Here is an 18,774-nt window from a genome sequence, read left to right on the forward strand (position 1 = left end):
GTCGGTGAAAGCGGACGGCCGACCGACATCGGCCGTCCCGTGGATGGATCAACCTGCTCCGTCACTCCGCGGCCGCGACATCGGCGCTCGGCAGGCGCCTTTCAGCGGCAAGCCCGAGCGATCCGATCGCGAGCGCGCCAACGATGGCGGCGCCGCCGATCGCCCAGAACACGGCGTCGGGGCCGCCGGTGACCTGCTGCAACAGGCCGATGACGTAAGGGCCGAGGATCGCTCCGACCCGGCCGATGCCGAGCTCCATCCCGACGCCGCTGGCCCGGAAGCAGGTCTCGTACGAACCGGCCGTGAAATTGTTGAGGACATGCTGCGCGCCGATGATGCAGAACCCGGCAATCGCAACGATGGCGAGGTTGACGCCGTGGCCGCTGACGAAGATCAGCGCCAGCACAGCGACCCCGCCGCTAAGCCACCATGTGGCGAGATAGCGGGGCGTCAGTTCGAAGTTGCGATCGGCCAGCATCGCCAGCGTCAGGCCGCCGATGAATGACATCGCCTGCATCAGGGCGCCGAAGCCGAACGAGGCCGCGAAGGTTTCGCCGCGCTTCAGCATGACGGTCGGAATCCAGCCGGTGAGACCGAATATCGCGAACAGGCTGAGGAACGCCGTGATCCAGATGGTCAACGACACACGGCGATAGCGCGGGCCGAGCAAGGCGGCGATGGTGCCCTGCTCCGCCTTGCTCTCGGCGGTTCCGAACGTCGCGTGACGATAGATGTCCGCCCGCTCCGGCCGCAGCCGGGCGAGCAAGGCGCGCAGCTCCGCAACACGCGAGCGGGTGGCCAGGAAGCGCGGGCTTTCCGGCAGGATGGCATGCGCCACGAAAGTCAGCGGGATCGACAGCGCGCCGACGTAATAGAGAATCTGCCAGCCATGCTGCGGCGTCAGGAACACGCCGACGAGACCGGCGCAGACGCCGCCGAGCGACCAGCCCAGCGTCACGCCCCACAGGGAGAACGTGTTGCTGACGCGCTTTGGCGCGAGCTCGTTGATGAAGGTCGTCCCCAGCGGCAACAATACGCCGAGGCCAAGCCCCGTGGCGAAGCGCAAGGCGCAGTAGCTCCAGAAATCGTTCGCCAGCAGCGCAGTCAGCACGGTGAAGACGTTGACGATCCACAGACCCGCAAGCAGCGTCCCGCGCCGGCCGAAGCGGTCCGCGACACTGCCATGGCCGATCGCGCCGAACAGGAAGCCGACGAGACCCGAACTCATCAGGAAGCCCGCCTGGCTCGGTGCCAGCCCCCAGGGCTGAACCACATAATGAATGACATACGCCGGATTAAACGTGTCATAGCCGTCGAACAGCGTGATGAGCGTGATGAGAATGCCGAGCAGCTTGTGGAACGGCCCGATCGGGGCGTCGGACAATTCCTCATGCACGTCGATTTCGGACGAGATGCTCACGGGGTTCCTCCATGTGAATTGATGACGTGCTCTGCTCTGCGGCAGATTGAATCGATGCGTCGTCGAGCCCGAACAGGGCACGAGCGTTGCCTCGGCCGATCTTCAAGCGGTCGGCTTCGGAGATGGCGGCCGTGTCGAACCATTCGGCGGCGTGGTCGATGTTCTCGAACGGCCAGTCGGCGGAGAACAGGATGCGGTCGGCGCCGATCTCGAGCATCGCGTCGATCAGCGTCTGGGTACGGAAATTGCCCGACGTGGTGATGTAGAAGTTTTCCCGGAAGTAGTCGGCGATCTTGCGGCGCGCCGGATAGGCGTTCTGGCTGCGCATCCATTTGTTGTGATTGTCGACCCGCCACATCGAGTAAGGCAGCCCCTCGCCCATGTGACCGAGGATCACCTGCAGCCGGGGATAGGCGTCGAACAGGCCGGAGCCCATCAGGCGCAGGGCATGCACCGCGGTCTCCTGCCCGAATGCCCAGGTCGGCCCGAGCAGCCAGCGGTGTCCCTCGTAGATAGCCGCGTCCTTCGCCAGCGGATTGCGCGGGTGCAGATAGAAGGGAACGCCGAGGCGCGCGACCTCCGACCAGAACGGCCAGAACTCCTTGCGATCGTAATAGATGGCGTTGCCGGTGCCCGCGAGCTCGCTGAAGCCGTTGACGAGCGCGCCGCGAAACCCGAGCGCGCTGACACACCGGTCGAGCTCGCGCGCGGCCGCGTCAGGATCCTGCAACGGCAGCGCGGCGAGTCCCTGGAAGCGGTCGGGCCGCCTCGCCACCTGCTCGGCGAGAAAATCGTTGGCGCGGCGCGACAGATCGATGGCGCGCGCGCGGTCCGGAATAGCCTGGACAGCCGGCGCGTTCAGGGACAGCAGCATCATCTCGATGCCGTGCGCGTCCATCTCGGCGAGCCGCCGGTCGTGAATGTCGAGCAACCGCTTCTCGAGCTCGATCCAGTCCTCGGCCGGCGCGAAGCCGGCGCTGTCCTGGACGGTGTCGTCCATCGCGAAATGCTCTTCGAGCGCAATCTTGCCCTGCATGGCGTCGTTCCTTCGCCTTTGCTTTCGGCGTTGACAAAGCAAAGCATCGGGCGCAAATACTTGTCAATGATAAAGTTGCAAATGCAAATGATTGAAACGCAAATATTGCACCTGCGAAGGTTGGCGCTTATTCCGGGCGGAGCTCTCCCGCCAGGACAAAAGCCCGGACCTAACCTCATGTACCGATTTTCGAATTCGCTTCCCTATCTGCTCGCCAGGCTCGGCGTGCGCATGGGCGATCTGTTCACGCGCGTGATCCGTCACGAGAAGTTGACGCTGCCGATGTACCGCGTGCTCGCCGCGCTGTCCGAGGTGGGCCGCCCGCTGCGGCTCGGCGAGATCGCCGAGCTGACGTCGGCCGACGTCTCGACCCTGTCGCGCATCGTCGCCGAGATGAGCCGTGCAGGCCTGCTGACGCGCGACCGTCCCGAGAACGATCAGCGCAGCCTCCAGGTCGTCCTCACGCCCAAAGGCACCGAGCTGGCGGGACGGCTGATGCCGCTCGCCGCCTATTACGAAGAGGTCGTCACCGGCAGCATGTCCGCCAAGGAAGCGGCGGAGCTCAAGCGCGTGCTGGTCGAGCTCTACCACAACATCGATCGGCTCGAGCAGGAAGTCGAAGCCGGGCAGATCAAGGTGCCGCCGTCATCGCGCCCGAAGGACGTCCGCGACGAGCAGCCGGAGGCGCGAGCCAGGACGAGCAAGCCGCGCCTCAAGACATCGAGAAAATAGGGACACCACCGAGGAGAGGACATGCGACAGGATCCCATCATCATAGCCGGCGGCGGCATCGGCGGACTGGCAGCCGCGATCGCCCTGGCGCAGAAGGGTTTTCGGGTCACGGTCCTGGAACGCGCGGCGCGCTATCAGGAGATCGGCGCCGGCATTCAGCTCGGTCCCAACGCATTCCACGCCTTCGACCGGCTCGCGCTCGGCGATGCCGCGCGCGCGATCTCCGTGTTCATCGATCAGCTTAGGCTGATGGACGCGATCTCGGCGGAAGAGATCACCAGCATCGACCTGACCAGTTATTTCCGCCAGCGCTTCGGCAATCCCTACGCGGTGGTTCATCGCGGCGATCTCCACGGCATCTTCGTGCGCGCCTGCGAGGCGAACCCGCTTGTCACGCTGCGGACAGACTGCGACGTCGTCGGCTACGAGCAGAACGGCGCGGGGGCCACGGCCCTGCTCAAGTCCGGCGAGCGCATTGCCGGATGCCTCCTGATCGGTGCGGACGGGCTGCGGTCCCGCATTCGCCAGCAGATGGTCGCGGACGGCGCGCCCCGGGTCGCCGGCCACACCACCTATCGATCCGTCATCCCGACCGAGCAGATGCCCGAGGATCTGCGCTGGAACGCCGCGACGCTATGGGCCGGCGCCAAGTGCCATCTCGTGCATTACCCGCTCTCGGGCTGGAAGGTGTTCAATCTCGCGATCACCTGCCACAACGATCCCACTGAAGCGTTCGCGGCAAGGCCCGTCACCCATGACGAGGTGCTCGAAGGTTTTCGTGACGTGCATCCGCGCGCCAAGGCGATCATCCATCACGGAAGGGACTGGAAGGCGTGGGTGACCTGCGACCGCGATCCGACCGATCGCTGGACCGACGGCCGCGTCGTGCTGTTGGGCGATGCCGCGCATCCGATGCTGCAATATTTCGCGCAAGGCGCCTGCATGGCGCTGGAGGATGCGGTCTGCCTCGCCAAGGAGCTCGACCAGACGGAAGGAGACGTCGCCCACGCACTCGCGCAATACAGGAATGCCCGGCTGCTGCGCACCGCGCGGGTCCAGCTCCAGGCGCGCGAGCTCGGCGATCACGTCTATCACCCCGCGGGCGTCCACGCATTGCTGCGCAATCAGATGATGCGCGAGACCAGCCTGGAACGCTTCTGCGAGAATGTCGCCTGGCTGTATCAGTCGCCGTTCCCGGAACGGAACTCAATCGGACATCTCGCGCAGCACTGAGCGGCGCAGCCCTCGCAGACGACGACCGGCGCCCTACCCGATCGTCTGCAACGCCGGAAACGTCTCGAGCAGCCAGATGCTGACATTCGAGACCGCGCCGGTGAGGAAGCCGACGCCGGTGATCACCATCAACACGCCCATGGCGCGCTCGACATTGACGAGATGGCCCTTCATGCGCGCGAACAGTCTTGAGAACTGTTCGATCATCAGGGCCGCGATCAGGAAGGGAATGCCGAGGCCCGCCGAATAGACCGCGAGCAGCCCTGCGCCCTTCGCCACCGTCGCCTCGGCCGCCGCGATCGAGAGGATCGCAGCCAGGATCGGGCCGATGCAGGGCGTCCAGCCGAAGGCGAAGGCGAGCCCCATGATGTAGGCGCCCCAGAGGCCGACCGGTTTGGGGATCGGCAGCCGGCCCTCGCGCATCAACAGGCCGATGCGCGTCAGGCCGAGGAAGTGCAGGCCCATGATGATGATGACGATGCCGGCGAGGATCGACAGCTCGGCCGACCAGGCGCGGATCAGTCCGCCGACCAGCGAGGCGCTGGCGCCGAGCGCGACGAACACCGTGGAGAAGCCCAGCACGAACAGCAGCGCCGACATCATGATCGCGCGCTTGGAGGCCGATGCCGGCTCCTCGCTCTCGACATGCTCGATGGTCGCGCCCGTGAGATAGATCAGGTAGGGCGGAACCAGCGGCAGGACGCAAGGGGAGAGGAAGCTGACGAGGCCGGCAATCAGCGCCGCCGGGATCGAAACATTTTGCATGATGCAGTCGGAGCCATCTCAGGCTCCAGTGCGGCACGCGGGAAATGCGCGCGGCCGGGAGCACCGGCTCTGGTGTAGCCGATGCCGGGAAATGCGCAACAGAGGCGCACAAAACCAGGGCTCCTCCCGATGCCGTCCGTGATCACAGATGCGGCATCGGGACGCGCACAAATCTCGCCAAAAAGCGAGACTAGGCGGCGCGGCTACTTCACCACGCGGAGCAGCGGACGCCGGGGCTGGTCCTGCGTCTGCTTGGAAGGGGGCTGCGGCTCGCTTCCGGCGCTCCGCAGCATTTCGTCGCACAGTGCCTTGAGATCGGCACTGTCAATTCCTTTGAGCTTCATCCGCACGTCGAGAATGACGATCGACAGCAGCTCGGCCGACTCACGGCTGTTCATCTCGTTGAGCGTCCTGCGGCACTGCTCGAGCGTTTCCAGCACCGACTGCAACTGTTCGTCTGAATGCGACACCGGCGTTCTTTCCGTTAATTCGGCCTGTGAGACGTATTGGCGACGACCCCTTTGGCCCCCATGGGAGGCCGAGGATAACACGAGGCCCCTACGGCTCTGAACATGATTTCAGTGTGTTTCTGCGTTGAAACCGCGGTTTTGGTGCGCGCCGCTGCAATGCGCCGCTGAACATCGTCGAGACGACCGGGCGAAGAACACCCGTCGTGTCGTGATTGATCCATTGCGGAAAGCCGCAGCGCTCGCTGCGCAAGGATGTCCATTCCGGACAGCGCCGACAATCCCGCAGCCATCTCAAGGCTCGCAACGGAACTCACGCGACACCCCTCATCCGGGCGATCGTCTGCCCAATTCCCCATATCTGACAGCAACATCATACCACCCGCACGGTAGTAAGGATGACGTTCAAAACTCTACGTTCCCCAACCCGTCGTGGTTGTGGTTTGCGCCAGATTCTGCCAGTTTAGCGGACCGAAGGGACTTGTATGCACTCCTTGGCGGAAAGGGGCGTTCCTCCAGAGGAACGCCCGAAAACAAATCTCAGCAGCCTCTCCGATTGGGATGCGGCGCGTATTTTCCTCGAAGTCGTCCGTTGCGGAAGTTTTCGCTCGGCGGCCGAACGCCTGTCGCTATCGATCAACGCTGTCCGCCGCCGCATTGACGATTTCGAGCGACAGACCGGCACCACCCTGTTCACCCGTGACGTGCACGGCACCCATCTGACCGACGAAGGCGCGCTCGTCGTTTCCGCCGTCGAGCGGATGGAAGCGGCCGCGTTCGACGTGCTGCGCAGCAGCGATTCGACCGGCAATGCCCTGTCGGGCGAGGTCCGCGTCGCCGTCACCGAGGGCCTCGGCACGTTCTGGCTCGCCCCGCGCCTGGTCGAATTCCAGCAGGCCTACCCGAAGATCCTGGTCGACCTGCATTGCGCGATGCGCTCGGCCGACGTCTCGCGCCACGAGGCCGACGTCGCCATCCACCTGTCCCGGCCTTCGGCGCTCGACGTCAAGCTGGTGCGGCTCGGCCGCATGCATCTGATGTTCTGGGCCTCCGAGAAATATCTTGAGAAACACGGCACGCCGCGTACGGCCTACGAATTGATCAAGCACCGGCTGGTGCTGCAATTCGCCGACCAGCTCGCCGCCAAGGAAACCTTTGAGAGCTTCTTCCCGGGCGTTCAGGAACGTGACCTTCTGGTCATGAAGACCAACGTCTCAAGCGCCAACTACTGGGCGGTCGCGAATGGCGCCGGAATCGGCGTCTTCCCGAGCTACGCCATTGCGCTTGGCGGGAAGTTGATTCCACTGGAGGTCGAATTGAACCGACCGTTGGATATATGGTTGTCCTACCATCCCGGTAGCGGCCGCATCCCGCGGGTACGGCACATGATTGACTGGCTGATCGAGGCTTTCAATCCGGCTCGCTTCCCGTGGTTTAAGGAAGAGTTCGTGCACCCGCATGAATTCGAGGACTCGTATATGGGCGAACCCCTGACCCAGCTCTTCGGGGGATTTTCAACCGAAGAACGGTGAGAAACGACTATGAAAACAGCGGCGAAAAGAATGAAGCAGCGCAGTGCCGGCAAGCCGGACATTGAGCTTGGCAAGCGGATCCGTCTGCGGCGCGTCGAGATGAAGATCTCGCAGGCCGAGCTCGGTGAGAAGCTCGGCGTGAGCTTCCAGCAGGTCCAGAAGTACGAGAAGGGCGTCAATCGCGTCGGCGCAGCTCGCCTGCAGCAGATCGCCTCCGCGCTCGATGTGCCCGTCACCTTCTTCTATGACGGCGACAACAAGGCACGCGAAGTCGAGAGCCTGCTCTTCCTCGATTCGGCTTTCAGCCTCCGCCTGCTGCGCGCCTACAGCAAGATCAAGGATCAGACGGTGCAGCGCCAGCTCGTCTCGCTGATGGAATCGATCGCAGCGAACGAAGGCTGAGCCATCGACGGTCCGGCCTTGACGGCCGATGTTCAATCCGCCGCGTCGCGGGGACGCGGCCGGATTGGACGAGGCCGACTGGATCGGATCTGCTGAATCAGATTTGGCCCGCGCGCCTTTTCGCGCGTGGCCTTGGTTCTCGGGGCGGGCTGACCGCCCCTTTTTCTCGTCGTTTTCCCCTTCCCGCCCCACGCTTTTCGCGAACCCTTCGCGCCCTTGCCGCGACCCAATCGAGAGCCTTGCGCCTCGGTACGCGCGGAGCTTTCGACGGCCGTGCTTAATGGGACCTCAACACCGGTGCCCTAGTTTCCCGCCGATTGCACGAATCGGCGCATGCAGCGCAGCCGCCGGAAATTGCTGAAGCGAGAGCCCGCCCGGGCTTTGTTCTCTTGGGGGAAGATGGGACACATGTCGAAACGCCATGCAATGATCATTGCCGTCGGCATGCTCGCCAGCGCCTCTGCGCTGGCGCAAACCGAGACCGTCGGACAGGCGACACCCAAGCCCGCGACGGCCGGCACGGTGCCTGCGGCGGCCAATCCGGCCCACGCGGCCCCACCCAAAACCGCGACGGCGCCCGCCTCAACGCCGGAGAGCCGCTCAGCCGCGGCGCTCGCGATGACGCACGAGCCGACCTATGACGAAGGCTCCGCCCAGCGCATCAAGGAGGCCGCGTTCAGCTATTCCGCGCTCGCCGTGCGCGGCGGTTGGCCGACGATCCCCGCGGATGCCAAGTTCACGCCCGGCGTCCAGGGCGCGAGCGACGATCTCCTGCGCAAGCGGCTGGTCCTCTCCGGCGATCTTGCCGCCGACAAGGCCAGCGGCGCCTTCGACCAGGACCTCGCCGATGCGGTGAAGCGCTTCCAGGCACGCCACGGCCTCGCGCCGACGGGCACGGTGACGCCGCGCACGCTCGCGGCGATGAACGTCTCCGTGCAGAAGCGCATCCGCCAGCTCGAAGCCTCGCTCGAGCGGCTCGAGAACATGAATTTCGGCTTCGGCCAGCGCTATGTCGTGGTCAACATTCCCGCCGCCTTCGCCGAGGCGGTCGAGAACGACGTCGTGGTGCGGCGCTATCGCGTCATCGTCGGCAAGACCGAAAAGCCCTCGCCGACGCTGACGGCGCAGATCAGCAGCGTCGTGCTCAATCCGACCTGGACGGTGCCGTCCTCGATCGCCAAGACCGAGATCTCCGCACATATGCGCAAGGACCCGACCTATCTGTCGCGCATGCACATGGAGGTGCTCGACGCCCACGACAATCCGATCGATCCGCATTCGGTAGACTGGTCGGGCACGCACACGCCGAACTTCACGGTGCGCCAGCACAACGGCACCTTCAACGCGCTCGGCGCGGTGAAGATCGACATGCCGAATTCCTATTCGGTCTACATGCACGACACCAACCAGCGCAATTTGTTCAGCGACGACTACCGCTTCGATTCCCACGGCTGCTCGCGCGTCGACAACGTGCGCGATCTCGCCGCCTGGCTGCTCAAGGACCAGCCGAAATGGACCCGCGCCGCGATCGACGCAGAGATCGCCAGCGGCCAGCACCTCGAGGTCGCAATGGCGAAGAAGGTGCCGGTGGCCTGGATCTATCTCACGGCGTGGATGACCAAGGACCAGACCATCCAGTTCCGCAACGACGTCTATAACCAGGACGAGCAGCTCCTGGAGGCCACCGCCGAAGAGGCGGCGTTCTTCGGCAAGGCTGCCGGCCATCCGCTGACCGCGCACATGCATGTGACGCAATAGGCGCTTCGCGCCATGCAATCGCGGCACGGGCGGATGCAAAGCCGCATCCCCTGCCGCGGTTGACCGCGGCCTCGGCCCGGCCGCACATTGCGTCTCGCCAACAACAAGCGAGCGCGCGATGTCCGATCTCCCCAGCGAAAAATCCTATGCCGACGGCAGGATCCTCCAGCACACCACAGGCGGCGTCGGCGTGATCACTTTCAACAATCCCGACAAGCGCAACGCGATGTCGCTGGAGATGTGGGAGGGATTTGGCGAGGCGCTCACGGCCCTGCGCGACGACGATGCCGTGCGCGTCGTGATCCTGCGCGGCGCCGGCGGCAAGGCATTCGTCTCGGGCGCCGACATCAGCCAGTTCGAGAAGACGCGCCACAACGCCGCCGCGTCCGAGGAATACGCCAGGCGCAGCGCCGCCCAGCGCGCGCTGCTGGCCGACTATCCCAAGCCGACCATCGCCTGCATCGACGGCTTCTGCCTCGGCGGCGGCATGCAGGTCGCGATGCTCGCCGACATCCGCTTCGCGTCCCATGGCAGCCAGTTCGGCATTCCCGCGGCCAAGCTCGGCATCGCCTACGGCTATGACGGCCTGAAGCACCTGGTGTCGCTGGTCGGGCCCTCCTGGGCGCGGCTGCTGATGTACACCGGCATGCGCATCGATTCCGGCGAGGCACTGCGCATTGGCCTCGTCGAGCGCGTGTTCCCGGTCGACGAGCTCTGGGGCGAGACCATGACGATCGCCGAGACGATCTCGCAGAACGCGCCGCTCGCGATCAAGGCCGCCAAGATCACCATCGCGCAGGTGCTCAAGGACGAGAGCGCACGCGACATGGATGCGATCAAGGCGATCGGCACCGCCTGCATGGACAGCGCGGATTTCCGCGAAGGCCGGCAGGCCTTCATGGAGAAGCGCAAGCCGAAGTTCCAGGGGAAGTAAGTCGCTCATTGTTGCGCGTCGTTGCGAGCGCACGACTCTCACCGTCGTCATTGCGAGGAGCGCAGCGACGAAGCAATCCAGACTCCCTTCGTGGAAAGACTCTGGATTGCTTCGCCGCGCTCGCAATGACGACGTGGCGGGATCAATCGCTACGTCGAACGCCGTAATCCGGAACTCAGCCAGCGTGAACGGGCATTCAGGAAGATTAAATTCCTCTTCCGCCCGCACTGCGATAGCAACCAACTGATCTGCCGCAAGTTCTTCCGCCACCAACGAGGGAGATTGCGATGAAACTCAGATTTGCTGTTCTTGGTCTTGCCGCCTTGGGCGGTGCGGCGCTGGCTTCGGGCACGGCGCTCGCGGCGATGCCGAATGGCATCCCGCAGGCCGATCGCGTGGCGAGCGGCCCGGCTGCGAACATCGATCAGGTCCGGATGGTCTGTAATCAATGGGGCCGCTGCTGGTGGCGCCCGAACTATTACGGCGGAGCTTATGGCTATTACGGCGGCCCGCGCCGCTTCTATGGTCGCCCGTGGGGCTACGGCCATCGCCACTGGCGCCGCTGGTGAACGACAAAGGGGCCCGAGGGCCCCTTTTCTTTCAACGCGAGCCGCAGCGAATGTCTACTCCCTCGCCCCGTTCTTACGGGGAGAGGGTCGGGGTGAGGGGCTGCTTCCCCAATGACGGTGACAGTTGGACTCGCGGAGAGTCCCCCTCACCCGGATTGCATCTACGATGCAATCCGACCTCTCCCCGCAAGCGGGGAGAGGTGAAACAGCAGGCTACAGCGCTCCCAGCACGGCCTTGGTGATATCCGCGGTGCCGTTGCTGCCGCCGAACTCCATCGGCTTGATGCCGCCGGCATAGACCTGATCCACGGCGCGCTCGATGCTCTCGCCGGCTTCCGCCGCGTTCTCGACGCCGTGCTTCTCGGCGAGCCAGTCCAGCATCATCGCGGCCGACAGGATCATGCCGGTGGGATTGGCCTTGCCCTGCCCCATGATATCGGGCGCGGTGCCGTGGCAGGGCTGGAACACGGCGTATTTGTCGCCGATGTCGGCCGACGGCGCCATGCCGAGGCCGCCGATCAGGCTCGCGGTGATGTCGGAGACGATGTCGCCGAACATGTTCTCCATCACCATCACGTCGAAATCCCAGGGACGCTTGACCAGCATCGCCGAGCAGGCATCGACATAGAGACGGTCGGTCTTCACACCCGGATGCTTCTTCTCGATCTCGTCGAAGATGCCGCGGAAGAAGGCAAAGGCCTTGAACACGTTCGCCTTGTCGACGCAGGTCAGCATCCCGGGCTTGCCGCGCGCCTTGCGCCGCTCGGCGAGGCGGAACGAGAAGTCGAACAGACGCTCGGAGGTCCGGCGCGTGATCACCATGGTTTCGCGCGCATCCTCGTGGGTGACGACACCCTTGCCCATCGAGGCGAACAGGCCCTCGGTGGATTCGCGGATCACGACGAGATCGATGCCGCGCTTGTCCGCGCCGACGATCGGGCTCGGCACGCCGGGAATGAGGCGCGCCGGACGCACGCCGGCATAGAGATCGAAGATGAAGCGCAGCTCGATCTGCGGCGCGATCTCGGTGTTATCAGGGTAGCGCACCGACGGCAGGCCACAGGCGCCGAGCAGGATCGCATCCGCCTCCTCGCACAGCTTGATCGTCGAGTCAGGCATCGACTTGCCGGTGGCGAGGTAGTTGTTGGCACCGGCGGGCGCCTCGGTGAAGCGAAAGCCGAGGCCGGCTTTCTCGCCGACCTTGCGCAGCACCTCGAGCGCCGGCGCCATGACTTCGGGACCGATACCGTCACCGGCGAGCACGGCGATGTGGAAGGCGTTGTTTGCGGACATTGAAAGAAATCCTGAAAGAAAGAAGGTGTGGCGTCGTCATTGCGAGGAGCGAAGAGACGAAGCAATCCAGACTGTGTCCGCGGAGGGATTTCTGGATTGCTTCGCTTCGCTCGCAATGACGGTGGAGAGAGTTGCAACTACGGCGTCAGCACCGTGCGGCCGACCACCGCGCCCTGCTGCAATTGCACGAGCGCGTCGTTGGCCTTGGCGAGCGGAGCCGTCGTCACCGGGATCGGCGGCACCTTCTTGGTGCGCACGAGGTCGAGCAGTTCCTGCGTTTCGCGCAGGTTTCCGACGTAGCTGCCCTGGATCGTCACCGCCTTGATCGGAATCAGCGGCAGCGCCCAGGTCGCGCCGCCCCCGAACAGGCCGACGATGACGAGCTTGCCGCCCTTGGTCAGGCAGTCGAAGCCGAGCTGCGTCGTGGCGGAGTTGCCGACGAGGTCGATCACGGCGCGGATCGGACCGCCCGCCTTCTTGGCCAACTGCTCCAGCGCGTCCGGCGCCTTGGGATCGACGGTTGCGAGCGCGCCGGCCTTCTCGGCCGCCTCGCGCTTCCTGGCGTCGATGTCGACCATGATCGCGCCCTTGCCGCCCATCGCCTTCAGCAGCGACAGCGCCATCAGGCCGAGGCCACCGGCGCCGAACATCACGATCGGCGTGTCGAAATGCTGCTCGACCTTCTTCAGCGCGCTGTAGGTGGTGACGCCCGAGCAGGCATAGGGCGCGGCCGACGCGGGATCGAGCCCCTTCAGATTGAGCAGATAGCGCGGATGCGGCACCAGCATGTGATCGGAATAGCCGCCGTCGCAATAGACGCCGAGCGAGCGCGGCGTCAGACACATGTTCTCGTCGCCCGCCAGGCACGTCGCGCATTTGCCGCAACCGATCCAGGGATAGACCAGGCCGACATCGCCGAGCTTGAGATCGCCCTGGTCGGTCGGCTTCACATCCGGCCCGAAGGCGAGGACCTCGCCGACGGTCTCGTGTCCCATCGTCAGCGGCAGGTTGATCCCGCGGTCCTTCAGCGACAGCGGCTTGCGGCCGTGGCCGAGATCGTAACCGCCGTCCCAGATGTGGAGGTCGCTGTGGCAGACGCCGGCGGCCTTCACCTTGATCAGCACCTGCGTGCCCGACGGCTGCGGCGTGGCCTCGTCGAACTCCTGCAGCGGCGCCTTGAAATCAGCGACCTTGAAACTCTTCATCGGCGTCCTCCCGGCATGCTTGTCGTTCTCGGCGCCACCATGCCATGGCCGGCGGGGCGAGACAAACCGGTCTTAGTTCAGGCCAGCGGATGGTGGCAAGCGGCGAACTGGCCGGGTGCGACTTCGCGCAACTCCGGTATCTCCGCGCTGCATCGCTGATCCGCCCGCGGGCAACGGGTGCGGAAGCGGCAGCCGGAGGGCGGTGCAATCGGCGATGGCGGCTCGCCGGTCGCTACACTCTCGGCGGGACGTACGTCCGGATCGGGCACCGGGATCGCCTGCAACAACAGCCCGGTGTAGGGATGCGCGGGCTTTGCGAACAGCTGCTCCGATGGACCCACCTCGCAGAGCCGGCCGAGATACATCACCGCGACGCGATCGCTCACGGCTTTGACCACCGCAAGGTCATGGGCGATGAACAGCAGCGTCAGGCCGAAGCGCGCCTTCATCTCCTCCAGCAGGTTGAGGATCTGCGCGCGGATGGAGACATCGAGCGCCGAGACCGGCTCGTCGCAGACGATGAACTCGGGGTTGAGCACCAGCGATCGCGCGATGCAGATGCGCTGGCACTGGCCGCCGGAGAATTCGTGCGGCAGCCGCCCCGACACGAGATCGGGATCGAGCCCGACCGCGGCGAGCACATCGTGCACACGGTGCTTGCGCTCGGCTGCGTCCTTCACACCGGCGATGATCAGCGGCTCGGCCACGATGTCGCCGATGCGCCGGCGCGGATTGAGCGAGGCGATCGGGTCCTGGAAGATCAGCTGCACCCGGCGCCGCATTTTGCGCAGCGCCTCGCCCTCCATCGCGGTGAGATCCTCGCCGTCGAACAGCACGCGGCCGGATTTGGCGCGGCGCAATTGGAGCACCGCACGTCCCAGCGTCGACTTGCCGCAGCCGGATTCACCGACCAGCCCCAGCGTCTCGCCGCGCGCGACCTGGAGGCTGACGCCGGACACCGCATGCACGGTCTTGTTGCCGAGACCGTACTCGACAACGAGATCGTCGACGTTCAGGAGCGGCACGTCGCGCACGGCCATCTGCATCATGCGCCGACCTCTTCGGTGACCGGGATCGGATGGAAGCACGCATAGAGATGGTCAGGCATCTCTGCGGCCTTCAATTCTGGCTTGGCTTCGTGACAGCGTGCTCCGGCATAGCGGCAGCGCGGCGCGAACGAGCACCCCTTCAGCGGCCGCGTCGGATCTGGCGGGCGGCCGGAGATGGCGGGCAGCGGCGTATGCGGCGCGGTCTCCAGCTTCGGGATCGCCGCCAGCAGCGCCTCGGTGTAGGGCATGTGCATGCGCTTGAACAAGGCCGGCGTCGGTGCACGCTCCACCACCCTGCCCGCATACATCACCGCGACCTCGTCGGCGCGGCCGGCGACGACGCCGAGATCGTGGGTGATGATGATCATCGCCATGTGGCGGCGGCGCTGTTCGCGCGCGAGCAGGTCGAGGATCTGCGCCTGGATGGTGACGTCGAGCGCGGTGGTGGGCTCGTCCGCGATCAATAGCTTTGGTTCGCAGGACAGCGCGATCGCGATCGCGATACGCTGGCGCATACCGCCGGAGCACTGATGCGGATATTGCGCGAGCCGTTGCTCCGGCGCGGGAATGCCGACGGCCGCCAGCAGCTCGATGCTGCGCGCCCTCGCCGCTGCAACATCGAGCTCCAGATGCTCCTGGATCGTCTCCATCAACTGGGTGCCGATAGTCAGCACCGGGTTGAGCGAAGTCATGGGATCCTGGAACACGACCGCAAGATCGCGCCCGCGCAGCTGCCGCAGGCGCTCGGAATCGAGCCGCACCAGGTCCACGCCGTCGAACATCACGCGGCCCGTCAACTTGGCCTTTTTGGGCAACAGCTGCAGCACCGCGCGCGACAGCATGGTCTTGCCGCAACCGGACTCGCCGACGATGCCGAGCGTTCGCCCCGCCTCCAGCGAGAGATCGACACGATCGACCGCGCGCAGGTTTCCGCGCGGCGTGGGCAGCTCGACCGCGACGTCCTCGATGGTCAGGAGCGGCATGGTCACAGTGCCCCCTGACGCGGGTCGGTCAGCGCCCGCATGGTGTCGCCGACGAGGTTGAACGCCAGCACGGTCAGGAACAGCCCCGCCGCCGGCAGGAAGGCCAGCCGCGGCGCGACATCGAGGCTGTCGCGCCCCTCGCCGATCATGCTGCCCCAGCTCGCCATCGGCGGCGGCACGCCGAGCCCGAGGAACGACAGTGCGCCCTCGACCACGATGGTGACGGCGACGCCGAGCAGGAAGAAGGCGAGCAGCGGCAGGATGACGTTCGGCAGTAGCTCGCGGAACAGGATACGCGCATGGCTGGCGCCCAACGCCTCGGCCGCGATCACGAATTCACGCCGCGCCAGCGTCAGCGTCGCCGCGCGCGCCACCCGCATGAAGGCGGGAATGCCGAGCACACCGAGGATCACGGTGAGATTGGGAATGGACTGGCCGAGATAGGCGGTCACCGCCAGCGCGAAGATCAGCGGCGGAAAGGCCAGCAGCACGTCCATGCTGCCGACCACCAGCGTCTCGAACCGGCCGCGGAAATAGCCGGCGAGCAGGCCCAGCGCGCCGCCGAACACGAGACCGACCATCGGCGCGATCAGCCCGACCGTCAGCGAAACCCGCGCGCCGAAGATCAAACGGGCGAGCTCGTCGCGGCCGAGCCCGTCGGTGCCGAGCCAATGTTCGCTGGAGAACGCGGCACGGCGCTCCAGCATGTCCATGTCGACGGGGTTCTGCAGCGGCAGCAGCGGCGCGAGGATCGCGAGCGCGAGGATGATCGCGAGCCAGGCGCTCGCCAGCCAGAACAAAACGCCGAGCTTGCGCCTGCGCCTGACAGGTTCGGCCGTCGCTTCGTCCTGGATCGACAGCTCAAGCGTGGCCATGGCGGATCCTCGGATCGAGCACGGCATAGAGCATGTCGACAATGAAGTTCACGATGACGAAGCCGCAGGCGACCAGCAGCACCACGCCTTGCAGGATGACGAGGTCGCGGGTGTAGATGGCGCCGACCAGCAGCCGGCCGATGCCCGGCAGAGCGAAGATCGTCTCCACGATCAACGTACCGCCGAGCAGGCGGCCGATATTGATGCCGGTCACCGTCACCAGCGTCAGCGACGAGGGTTTCAGCGCATGCACGAACAGGATGCGCGACGGCTTGAGGCCCTTTGCCTTTGCCAGCGCGATATAGTCCTCCTGCAGGGTCGCGATCATGTCGGAGCGCAGCACCCGCATGATGCCCGGCCATTCCGCCAGCGCCAGCGTCAGCGCCGGCAGCACGAAGAAGCGCAAATTCGCCAGCGGCTCCTCGGTGAACGGCACATAGCCGGTCGCCGGCAGCCAGTGCAGCTCAACCGCGAACAGATAGATCAGGAGGATCGCCATCAGGAAGGACGGCATCGACAGCATCGCGAACGCGCTGCCGGTCATGAAGCGGTCGAACGCCCCGCCGGCCCGCGCGGCGCAGGCGATCGCGACGGGAACGCCGATCAGGAGGCCAATGAACTCGGCCATCAGCATCAGCTGGAGCGAGACCGGAATGCGCTCGCCGACCGCCTGCAGCACTGTCTGCCCGGTGCGGAACGAACGGCCGAGATCGCCTTGCAGCACGTGGCCGAGCCAGCTCAGGTAACGCCACCACAACGGCTGGTCGAGCCCCATGTCGCGGCGAAGCGCCGCGACATTCTCAGGCGTCGCCTGGTCGCCGAGGATGACATAGGCGAGATCGCCAGGGAGCAGCGAGGCGATCAGGAAGGTCAGCAGCGAGACGGCGAGCAGGACCGGCAGGATGGCCAGCAGCCGCCGAACGACGAAGTTCAGCATCGCGCGTTCATTCCAGCCAGGTGGAGGAGACGTCGATCACACCGTTATAGATTTTCGGGAAGCCTTTCAGCTTCGTGCTCGACAGCGCGTAGTAGGTGTTCTGGAAGGTCCAGAACCAGATCGCCTCCTTGTTGATCAGGCGGCTGATCGCGCAATAATCCTCGATCCGCGCCGCGGTGTCGGCAGTGACGCGGGAATGGTCGAGCAGCCGGTCGAGCTCCGGATCGACGAAATTGGCGAGCGCCAGCGGACTGCCGCTGCGGAAGTTCGCATACATCTGCGGATCGGGATCAGCGAGATCGACGATGCGCCAGGGTATCAACTGGAACTGACGCGTGAAGGCGCGCGGCGGGATCGTGGCCTGATCGACCTGCTCGATCTCCATATTGGCGCCGGCGCGCTTCCAGAATTGCTGGAGCACCTGCCCGATCATGCGGCCGCGCGGCGTCGCGGTGACCAGCGTCTTGAACTCGACCGGCTTGCCATAATCCTTCAGCAGCGCCTTGGCCTTTTCGAGATCGAACGGCAGCGCGCCGTCGTCCTTGCACTTGACCCAGGAGCCGTCGCCGTAGGGATTGCTCGCGGGCCGGCTCAGGCCGTTGCTGATCGCCTGCGACATTTTTGGCCGGTCGATCGACATCACCAGCGCCTGCCGCACGCGGACGTCGTCGAACGGCGCGACCTTGGTGTTGAAGGCGTAGACCTGCGCGCCCGAACCCTTGTAGGTGTGCACGGAGAGCTTGGGGTCCTTCTGCGCCTTCATGATGTTGTCGGCGTCGTTCTCGTCGTCCCAGATGATGTCGGCCTCGCCCGATTGCAGCGAGGCGAAGCGCGACTGCGCATCGGGCAGAGGCTTCAGGATGATGCGGTCGAGATAGGGGCGGCCCTTGTCCCAGTAATTGGGGTTCTTCTCGAGCACCATGCGGTCGCCGGCGGTCCATGATTTCAGGATGTAGGGACCGGTGCCGACGGGATTGCGATTGTAATCGTCGCCCTTGGTCTTCCAGGCCGTCGGCGAATGCACGACATTGTTCTGGCTCTGGATGGTGTTCGTCGCCGGCAGGTTCACCGAGGGGTCAGTGAGATTGTAAACGACGGTGTATTCGTCGGGCGCCAGCACCTCCTTGACGTTGGTGATGTAGAAGGCGCAACGGCACTTGTTGGCGGGATCTTTCTGCCGGTCGAAATTCTCCTTGAAGGCCTGCGCATTGAACGGCGTGCCGTCATGGAATTTCACGCCCTCGCGCAGCTTGAAGGTCCAGCTCTTGTAATCGTCCGAATGGGTCCAGGACACCGCGAGCTTTGGCGCCGCCTCGCCCTTGTCATTGAGCGTGGTGAGCGTGTCGAAGATCGCGGCCGCCGCGGTGAAGGTTGAGGTGTCGTAGACGCCGACCTTGAGCGGATCGAAACCCGTAATATCGAGTTCCTGACCGACGGTGATGCTGCCGCCCGATTTTTGCGCCTGCGCCGGCGTGGCATGTGCAAATGCCGCAACAAGGAAAATCGGCGCAATGCAGCGCGCCGCGGCAGCAATCTTCGTCATGGTTCCTCCCGGGATCCCTCGTCCGATGTTTCGGATCGTTG

18 protein-coding genes are annotated in these 18,774 nt (G+C 65.1%); 7 read left to right on the forward strand and 11 right to left on the reverse strand.

Annotated elements, in window-relative coordinates:
• Positions 1–61: 61 nt before the first annotated feature.
• Together A7X65_RS28190 and A7X65_RS28195 are read right to left on the reverse strand one after the other, a co-directional pair.
• Positions 62–1,420, reverse strand: a complete 1,359-nt coding sequence (locus tag A7X65_RS28190) for an MFS transporter (protein WP_082885089.1) — start codon at positions 1,418–1,420, stop codon at positions 62–64.
• Positions 1,389–2,456: an amidohydrolase family protein gene (locus A7X65_RS28195; RefSeq protein WP_063691412.1), complete on the reverse strand. Its 1,068-nt coding sequence runs from the start codon at positions 2,454–2,456 to the stop codon at positions 1,389–1,391. The genes A7X65_RS28190 and A7X65_RS28195 overlap by 32 nt, the downstream gene beginning before the upstream one ends.
• 177 nt (positions 2,457–2,633) lie before the next feature.
• Between A7X65_RS28195 and A7X65_RS28200 the strand changes: the two genes are divergently transcribed.
• Both A7X65_RS28200 and A7X65_RS28205 read left to right on the forward strand, forming a co-directional pair.
• Positions 2,634–3,188: a MarR family winged helix-turn-helix transcriptional regulator gene (locus A7X65_RS28200; RefSeq protein ID WP_063691414.1), complete on the forward strand. Its 555-nt coding sequence runs from the start codon at positions 2,634–2,636 to the stop codon at positions 3,186–3,188.
• A gap of 21 nt (positions 3,189–3,209) precedes the next feature.
• Positions 3,210–4,421: a 3-hydroxybenzoate 6-monooxygenase gene (locus tag A7X65_RS28205; RefSeq protein ID WP_063691416.1), complete on the forward strand. Its 1,212-nt coding sequence runs from the start codon at positions 3,210–3,212 to the stop codon at positions 4,419–4,421.
• Between the two features lie 33 nt (positions 4,422–4,454).
• Here A7X65_RS28205 and A7X65_RS28210 read toward each other — a convergent pair whose 3' ends face one another.
• Both A7X65_RS28210 and A7X65_RS28215 read right to left on the reverse strand, forming a co-directional pair.
• Positions 4,455–5,186 carry a cytochrome c biogenesis CcdA family protein gene (locus A7X65_RS28210; protein ID WP_063691418.1) on the reverse strand — a complete coding sequence of 244 codons (732 nt, stop codon included), beginning with the start codon at positions 5,184–5,186 and terminating at the stop codon, positions 4,455–4,457.
• A 203-nt stretch (positions 5,187–5,389) separates the two neighbouring features.
• Positions 5,390–5,656, reverse strand: coding sequence for a hypothetical protein (locus tag A7X65_RS28215; RefSeq protein ID WP_063691420.1), 267 nt, complete (start codon positions 5,654–5,656; stop codon positions 5,390–5,392).
• A gap of 482 nt (positions 5,657–6,138) precedes the next feature.
• Between A7X65_RS28215 and A7X65_RS28220 the strand changes: the two genes are divergently transcribed.
• From A7X65_RS28220 to A7X65_RS28240, 5 genes are all read left to right on the forward strand, one after another.
• Positions 6,139–7,185 carry a LysR family transcriptional regulator gene (locus A7X65_RS28220; RefSeq protein WP_063691422.1) on the forward strand — a complete coding sequence of 349 codons (1,047 nt, stop codon included), beginning with the start codon at positions 6,139–6,141 and terminating at the stop codon, positions 7,183–7,185.
• 30 nt (positions 7,186–7,215) lie between these two features.
• Entirely contained in the window at positions 7,216–7,587 is a 372-nt protein-coding gene (locus A7X65_RS28225; RefSeq protein ID WP_027558475.1) for a helix-turn-helix domain-containing protein, read from the forward strand.
• A 408-nt stretch (positions 7,588–7,995) separates the two neighbouring features.
• Complete coding sequence (locus A7X65_RS28230) at positions 7,996–9,345, forward strand: L,D-transpeptidase family protein (protein ID WP_063691424.1); 1,350 nt, start codon at positions 7,996–7,998, stop codon at positions 9,343–9,345.
• Positions 9,346–9,463: 118 nt separating this feature from the next.
• A complete protein-coding gene (locus A7X65_RS28235; RefSeq protein ID WP_063691426.1) occupies positions 9,464–10,279 on the forward strand; it encodes an enoyl-CoA hydratase in 816 nt (271 codons plus the stop codon).
• Between the two features lie 287 nt (positions 10,280–10,566).
• On the forward strand, positions 10,567–10,848 hold the full coding sequence (locus tag A7X65_RS28240; protein ID WP_063691428.1) for a hypothetical protein: 282 nt from the start codon (positions 10,567–10,569) through the stop codon (positions 10,846–10,848).
• A 213-nt stretch (positions 10,849–11,061) separates the two neighbouring features.
• On the opposite strand, the gene A7X65_RS28245 is transcribed toward A7X65_RS28240, so the two are convergent.
• The 7 genes from A7X65_RS28245 to A7X65_RS28275 form a co-directional block, all read right to left on the reverse strand.
• Complete coding sequence (locus A7X65_RS28245; protein ID WP_063691430.1) at positions 11,062–12,141, reverse strand: isocitrate/isopropylmalate dehydrogenase family protein; 1,080 nt, start codon at positions 12,139–12,141, stop codon at positions 11,062–11,064.
• A 137-nt stretch (positions 12,142–12,278) separates the two neighbouring features.
• Positions 12,279–13,346 (reverse strand): alcohol dehydrogenase, encoded by a 1,068-nt coding sequence (locus A7X65_RS28250; RefSeq protein WP_063691432.1) that lies wholly within the window; start codon positions 13,344–13,346, stop codon positions 12,279–12,281.
• 77 nt (positions 13,347–13,423) lie between these two features.
• Positions 13,424–14,395: an ABC transporter ATP-binding protein gene (locus tag A7X65_RS28255; protein WP_063691433.1), complete on the reverse strand. Its 972-nt coding sequence runs from the start codon at positions 14,393–14,395 to the stop codon at positions 13,424–13,426.
• Positions 14,392–15,384 (reverse strand): ABC transporter ATP-binding protein, encoded by a 993-nt coding sequence (locus tag A7X65_RS28260; RefSeq protein WP_063691435.1) that lies wholly within the window; start codon positions 15,382–15,384, stop codon positions 14,392–14,394. Before A7X65_RS28260 ends, A7X65_RS28255 begins: the two co-directional genes overlap by 4 nt.
• Positions 15,381–16,253: an ABC transporter permease gene (locus tag A7X65_RS28265; protein ID WP_063691437.1), complete on the reverse strand. Its 873-nt coding sequence runs from the start codon at positions 16,251–16,253 to the stop codon at positions 15,381–15,383. The genes A7X65_RS28260 and A7X65_RS28265 overlap by 4 nt, the downstream gene beginning before the upstream one ends.
• Entirely contained in the window at positions 16,240–17,190 is a 951-nt protein-coding gene (locus tag A7X65_RS28270) for an ABC transporter permease (protein WP_063691439.1), read from the reverse strand. The genes A7X65_RS28265 and A7X65_RS28270 overlap by 14 nt, the downstream gene beginning before the upstream one ends.
• Positions 17,191–17,197: 7 nt before the next feature.
• A complete protein-coding gene (locus tag A7X65_RS28275; protein WP_063691440.1) occupies positions 17,198–18,733 on the reverse strand; it encodes an ABC transporter substrate-binding protein in 1,536 nt (511 codons plus the stop codon).
• Positions 18,734–18,774 lie beyond the last annotated feature (41 nt).

The sequence above is a fragment of the Bradyrhizobium stylosanthis genome, assembly GCF_001641335.1.
GTDB lineage: Bacteria > Pseudomonadota > Alphaproteobacteria > Rhizobiales > Xanthobacteraceae > Bradyrhizobium > Bradyrhizobium stylosanthis.

What these genes read in the sequence shown, in the direction of transcription:
- A7X65_RS28210 (WP_063691418.1), bottom strand. Translation starts at nt 5,186, where the DNA reads ATGCAAAATGTTTCGATCCCGGCGGCGCTGATTGCCGGCCTCGTCAGC.
- A7X65_RS28195 (WP_063691412.1), bottom strand. Translation starts at nt 2,456, where the DNA reads ATGCAGGGCAAGATTGCGCTCGAAGAGCATTTCGCGATGGACGACACC.
- A7X65_RS28220 (WP_063691422.1), top strand. Translation starts at nt 6,139, where the DNA reads ATGCACTCCTTGGCGGAAAGGGGCGTTCCTCCAGAGGAACGCCCGAAA.
- A7X65_RS28250 (WP_063691432.1), bottom strand. Translation starts at nt 13,346, where the DNA reads ATGAAGAGTTTCAAGGTCGCTGATTTCAAGGCGCCGCTGCAGGAGTTC.
- A7X65_RS28270 (WP_063691439.1), bottom strand. Translation starts at nt 17,190, where the DNA reads ATGCTGAACTTCGTCGTTCGGCGGCTGCTGGCCATCCTGCCGGTCCTG.
- A7X65_RS28265 (WP_063691437.1), bottom strand. Translation starts at nt 16,253, where the DNA reads ATGGCCACGCTTGAGCTGTCGATCCAGGACGAAGCGACGGCCGAACCT.
- A7X65_RS28245 (WP_063691430.1), bottom strand. Translation starts at nt 12,141, where the DNA reads ATGTCCGCAAACAACGCCTTCCACATCGCCGTGCTCGCCGGTGACGGT.
- A7X65_RS28240 (WP_063691428.1), top strand. Translation starts at nt 10,567, where the DNA reads ATGAAACTCAGATTTGCTGTTCTTGGTCTTGCCGCCTTGGGCGGTGCG.
- A7X65_RS28225 (WP_027558475.1), top strand. Translation starts at nt 7,216, where the DNA reads ATGAAGCAGCGCAGTGCCGGCAAGCCGGACATTGAGCTTGGCAAGCGG.
- A7X65_RS28235 (WP_063691426.1), top strand. Translation starts at nt 9,464, where the DNA reads ATGTCCGATCTCCCCAGCGAAAAATCCTATGCCGACGGCAGGATCCTC.
- A7X65_RS28275 (WP_063691440.1), bottom strand. Translation starts at nt 18,733, where the DNA reads ATGACGAAGATTGCTGCCGCGGCGCGCTGCATTGCGCCGATTTTCCTT.
- A7X65_RS28255 (WP_063691433.1), bottom strand. Translation starts at nt 14,395, where the DNA reads ATGATGCAGATGGCCGTGCGCGACGTGCCGCTCCTGAACGTCGACGAT.
- A7X65_RS28200 (WP_063691414.1), top strand. Translation starts at nt 2,634, where the DNA reads ATGTACCGATTTTCGAATTCGCTTCCCTATCTGCTCGCCAGGCTCGGC.
- A7X65_RS28230 (WP_063691424.1), top strand. Translation starts at nt 7,996, where the DNA reads ATGTCGAAACGCCATGCAATGATCATTGCCGTCGGCATGCTCGCCAGC.
- A7X65_RS28205 (WP_063691416.1), top strand. Translation starts at nt 3,210, where the DNA reads ATGCGACAGGATCCCATCATCATAGCCGGCGGCGGCATCGGCGGACTG.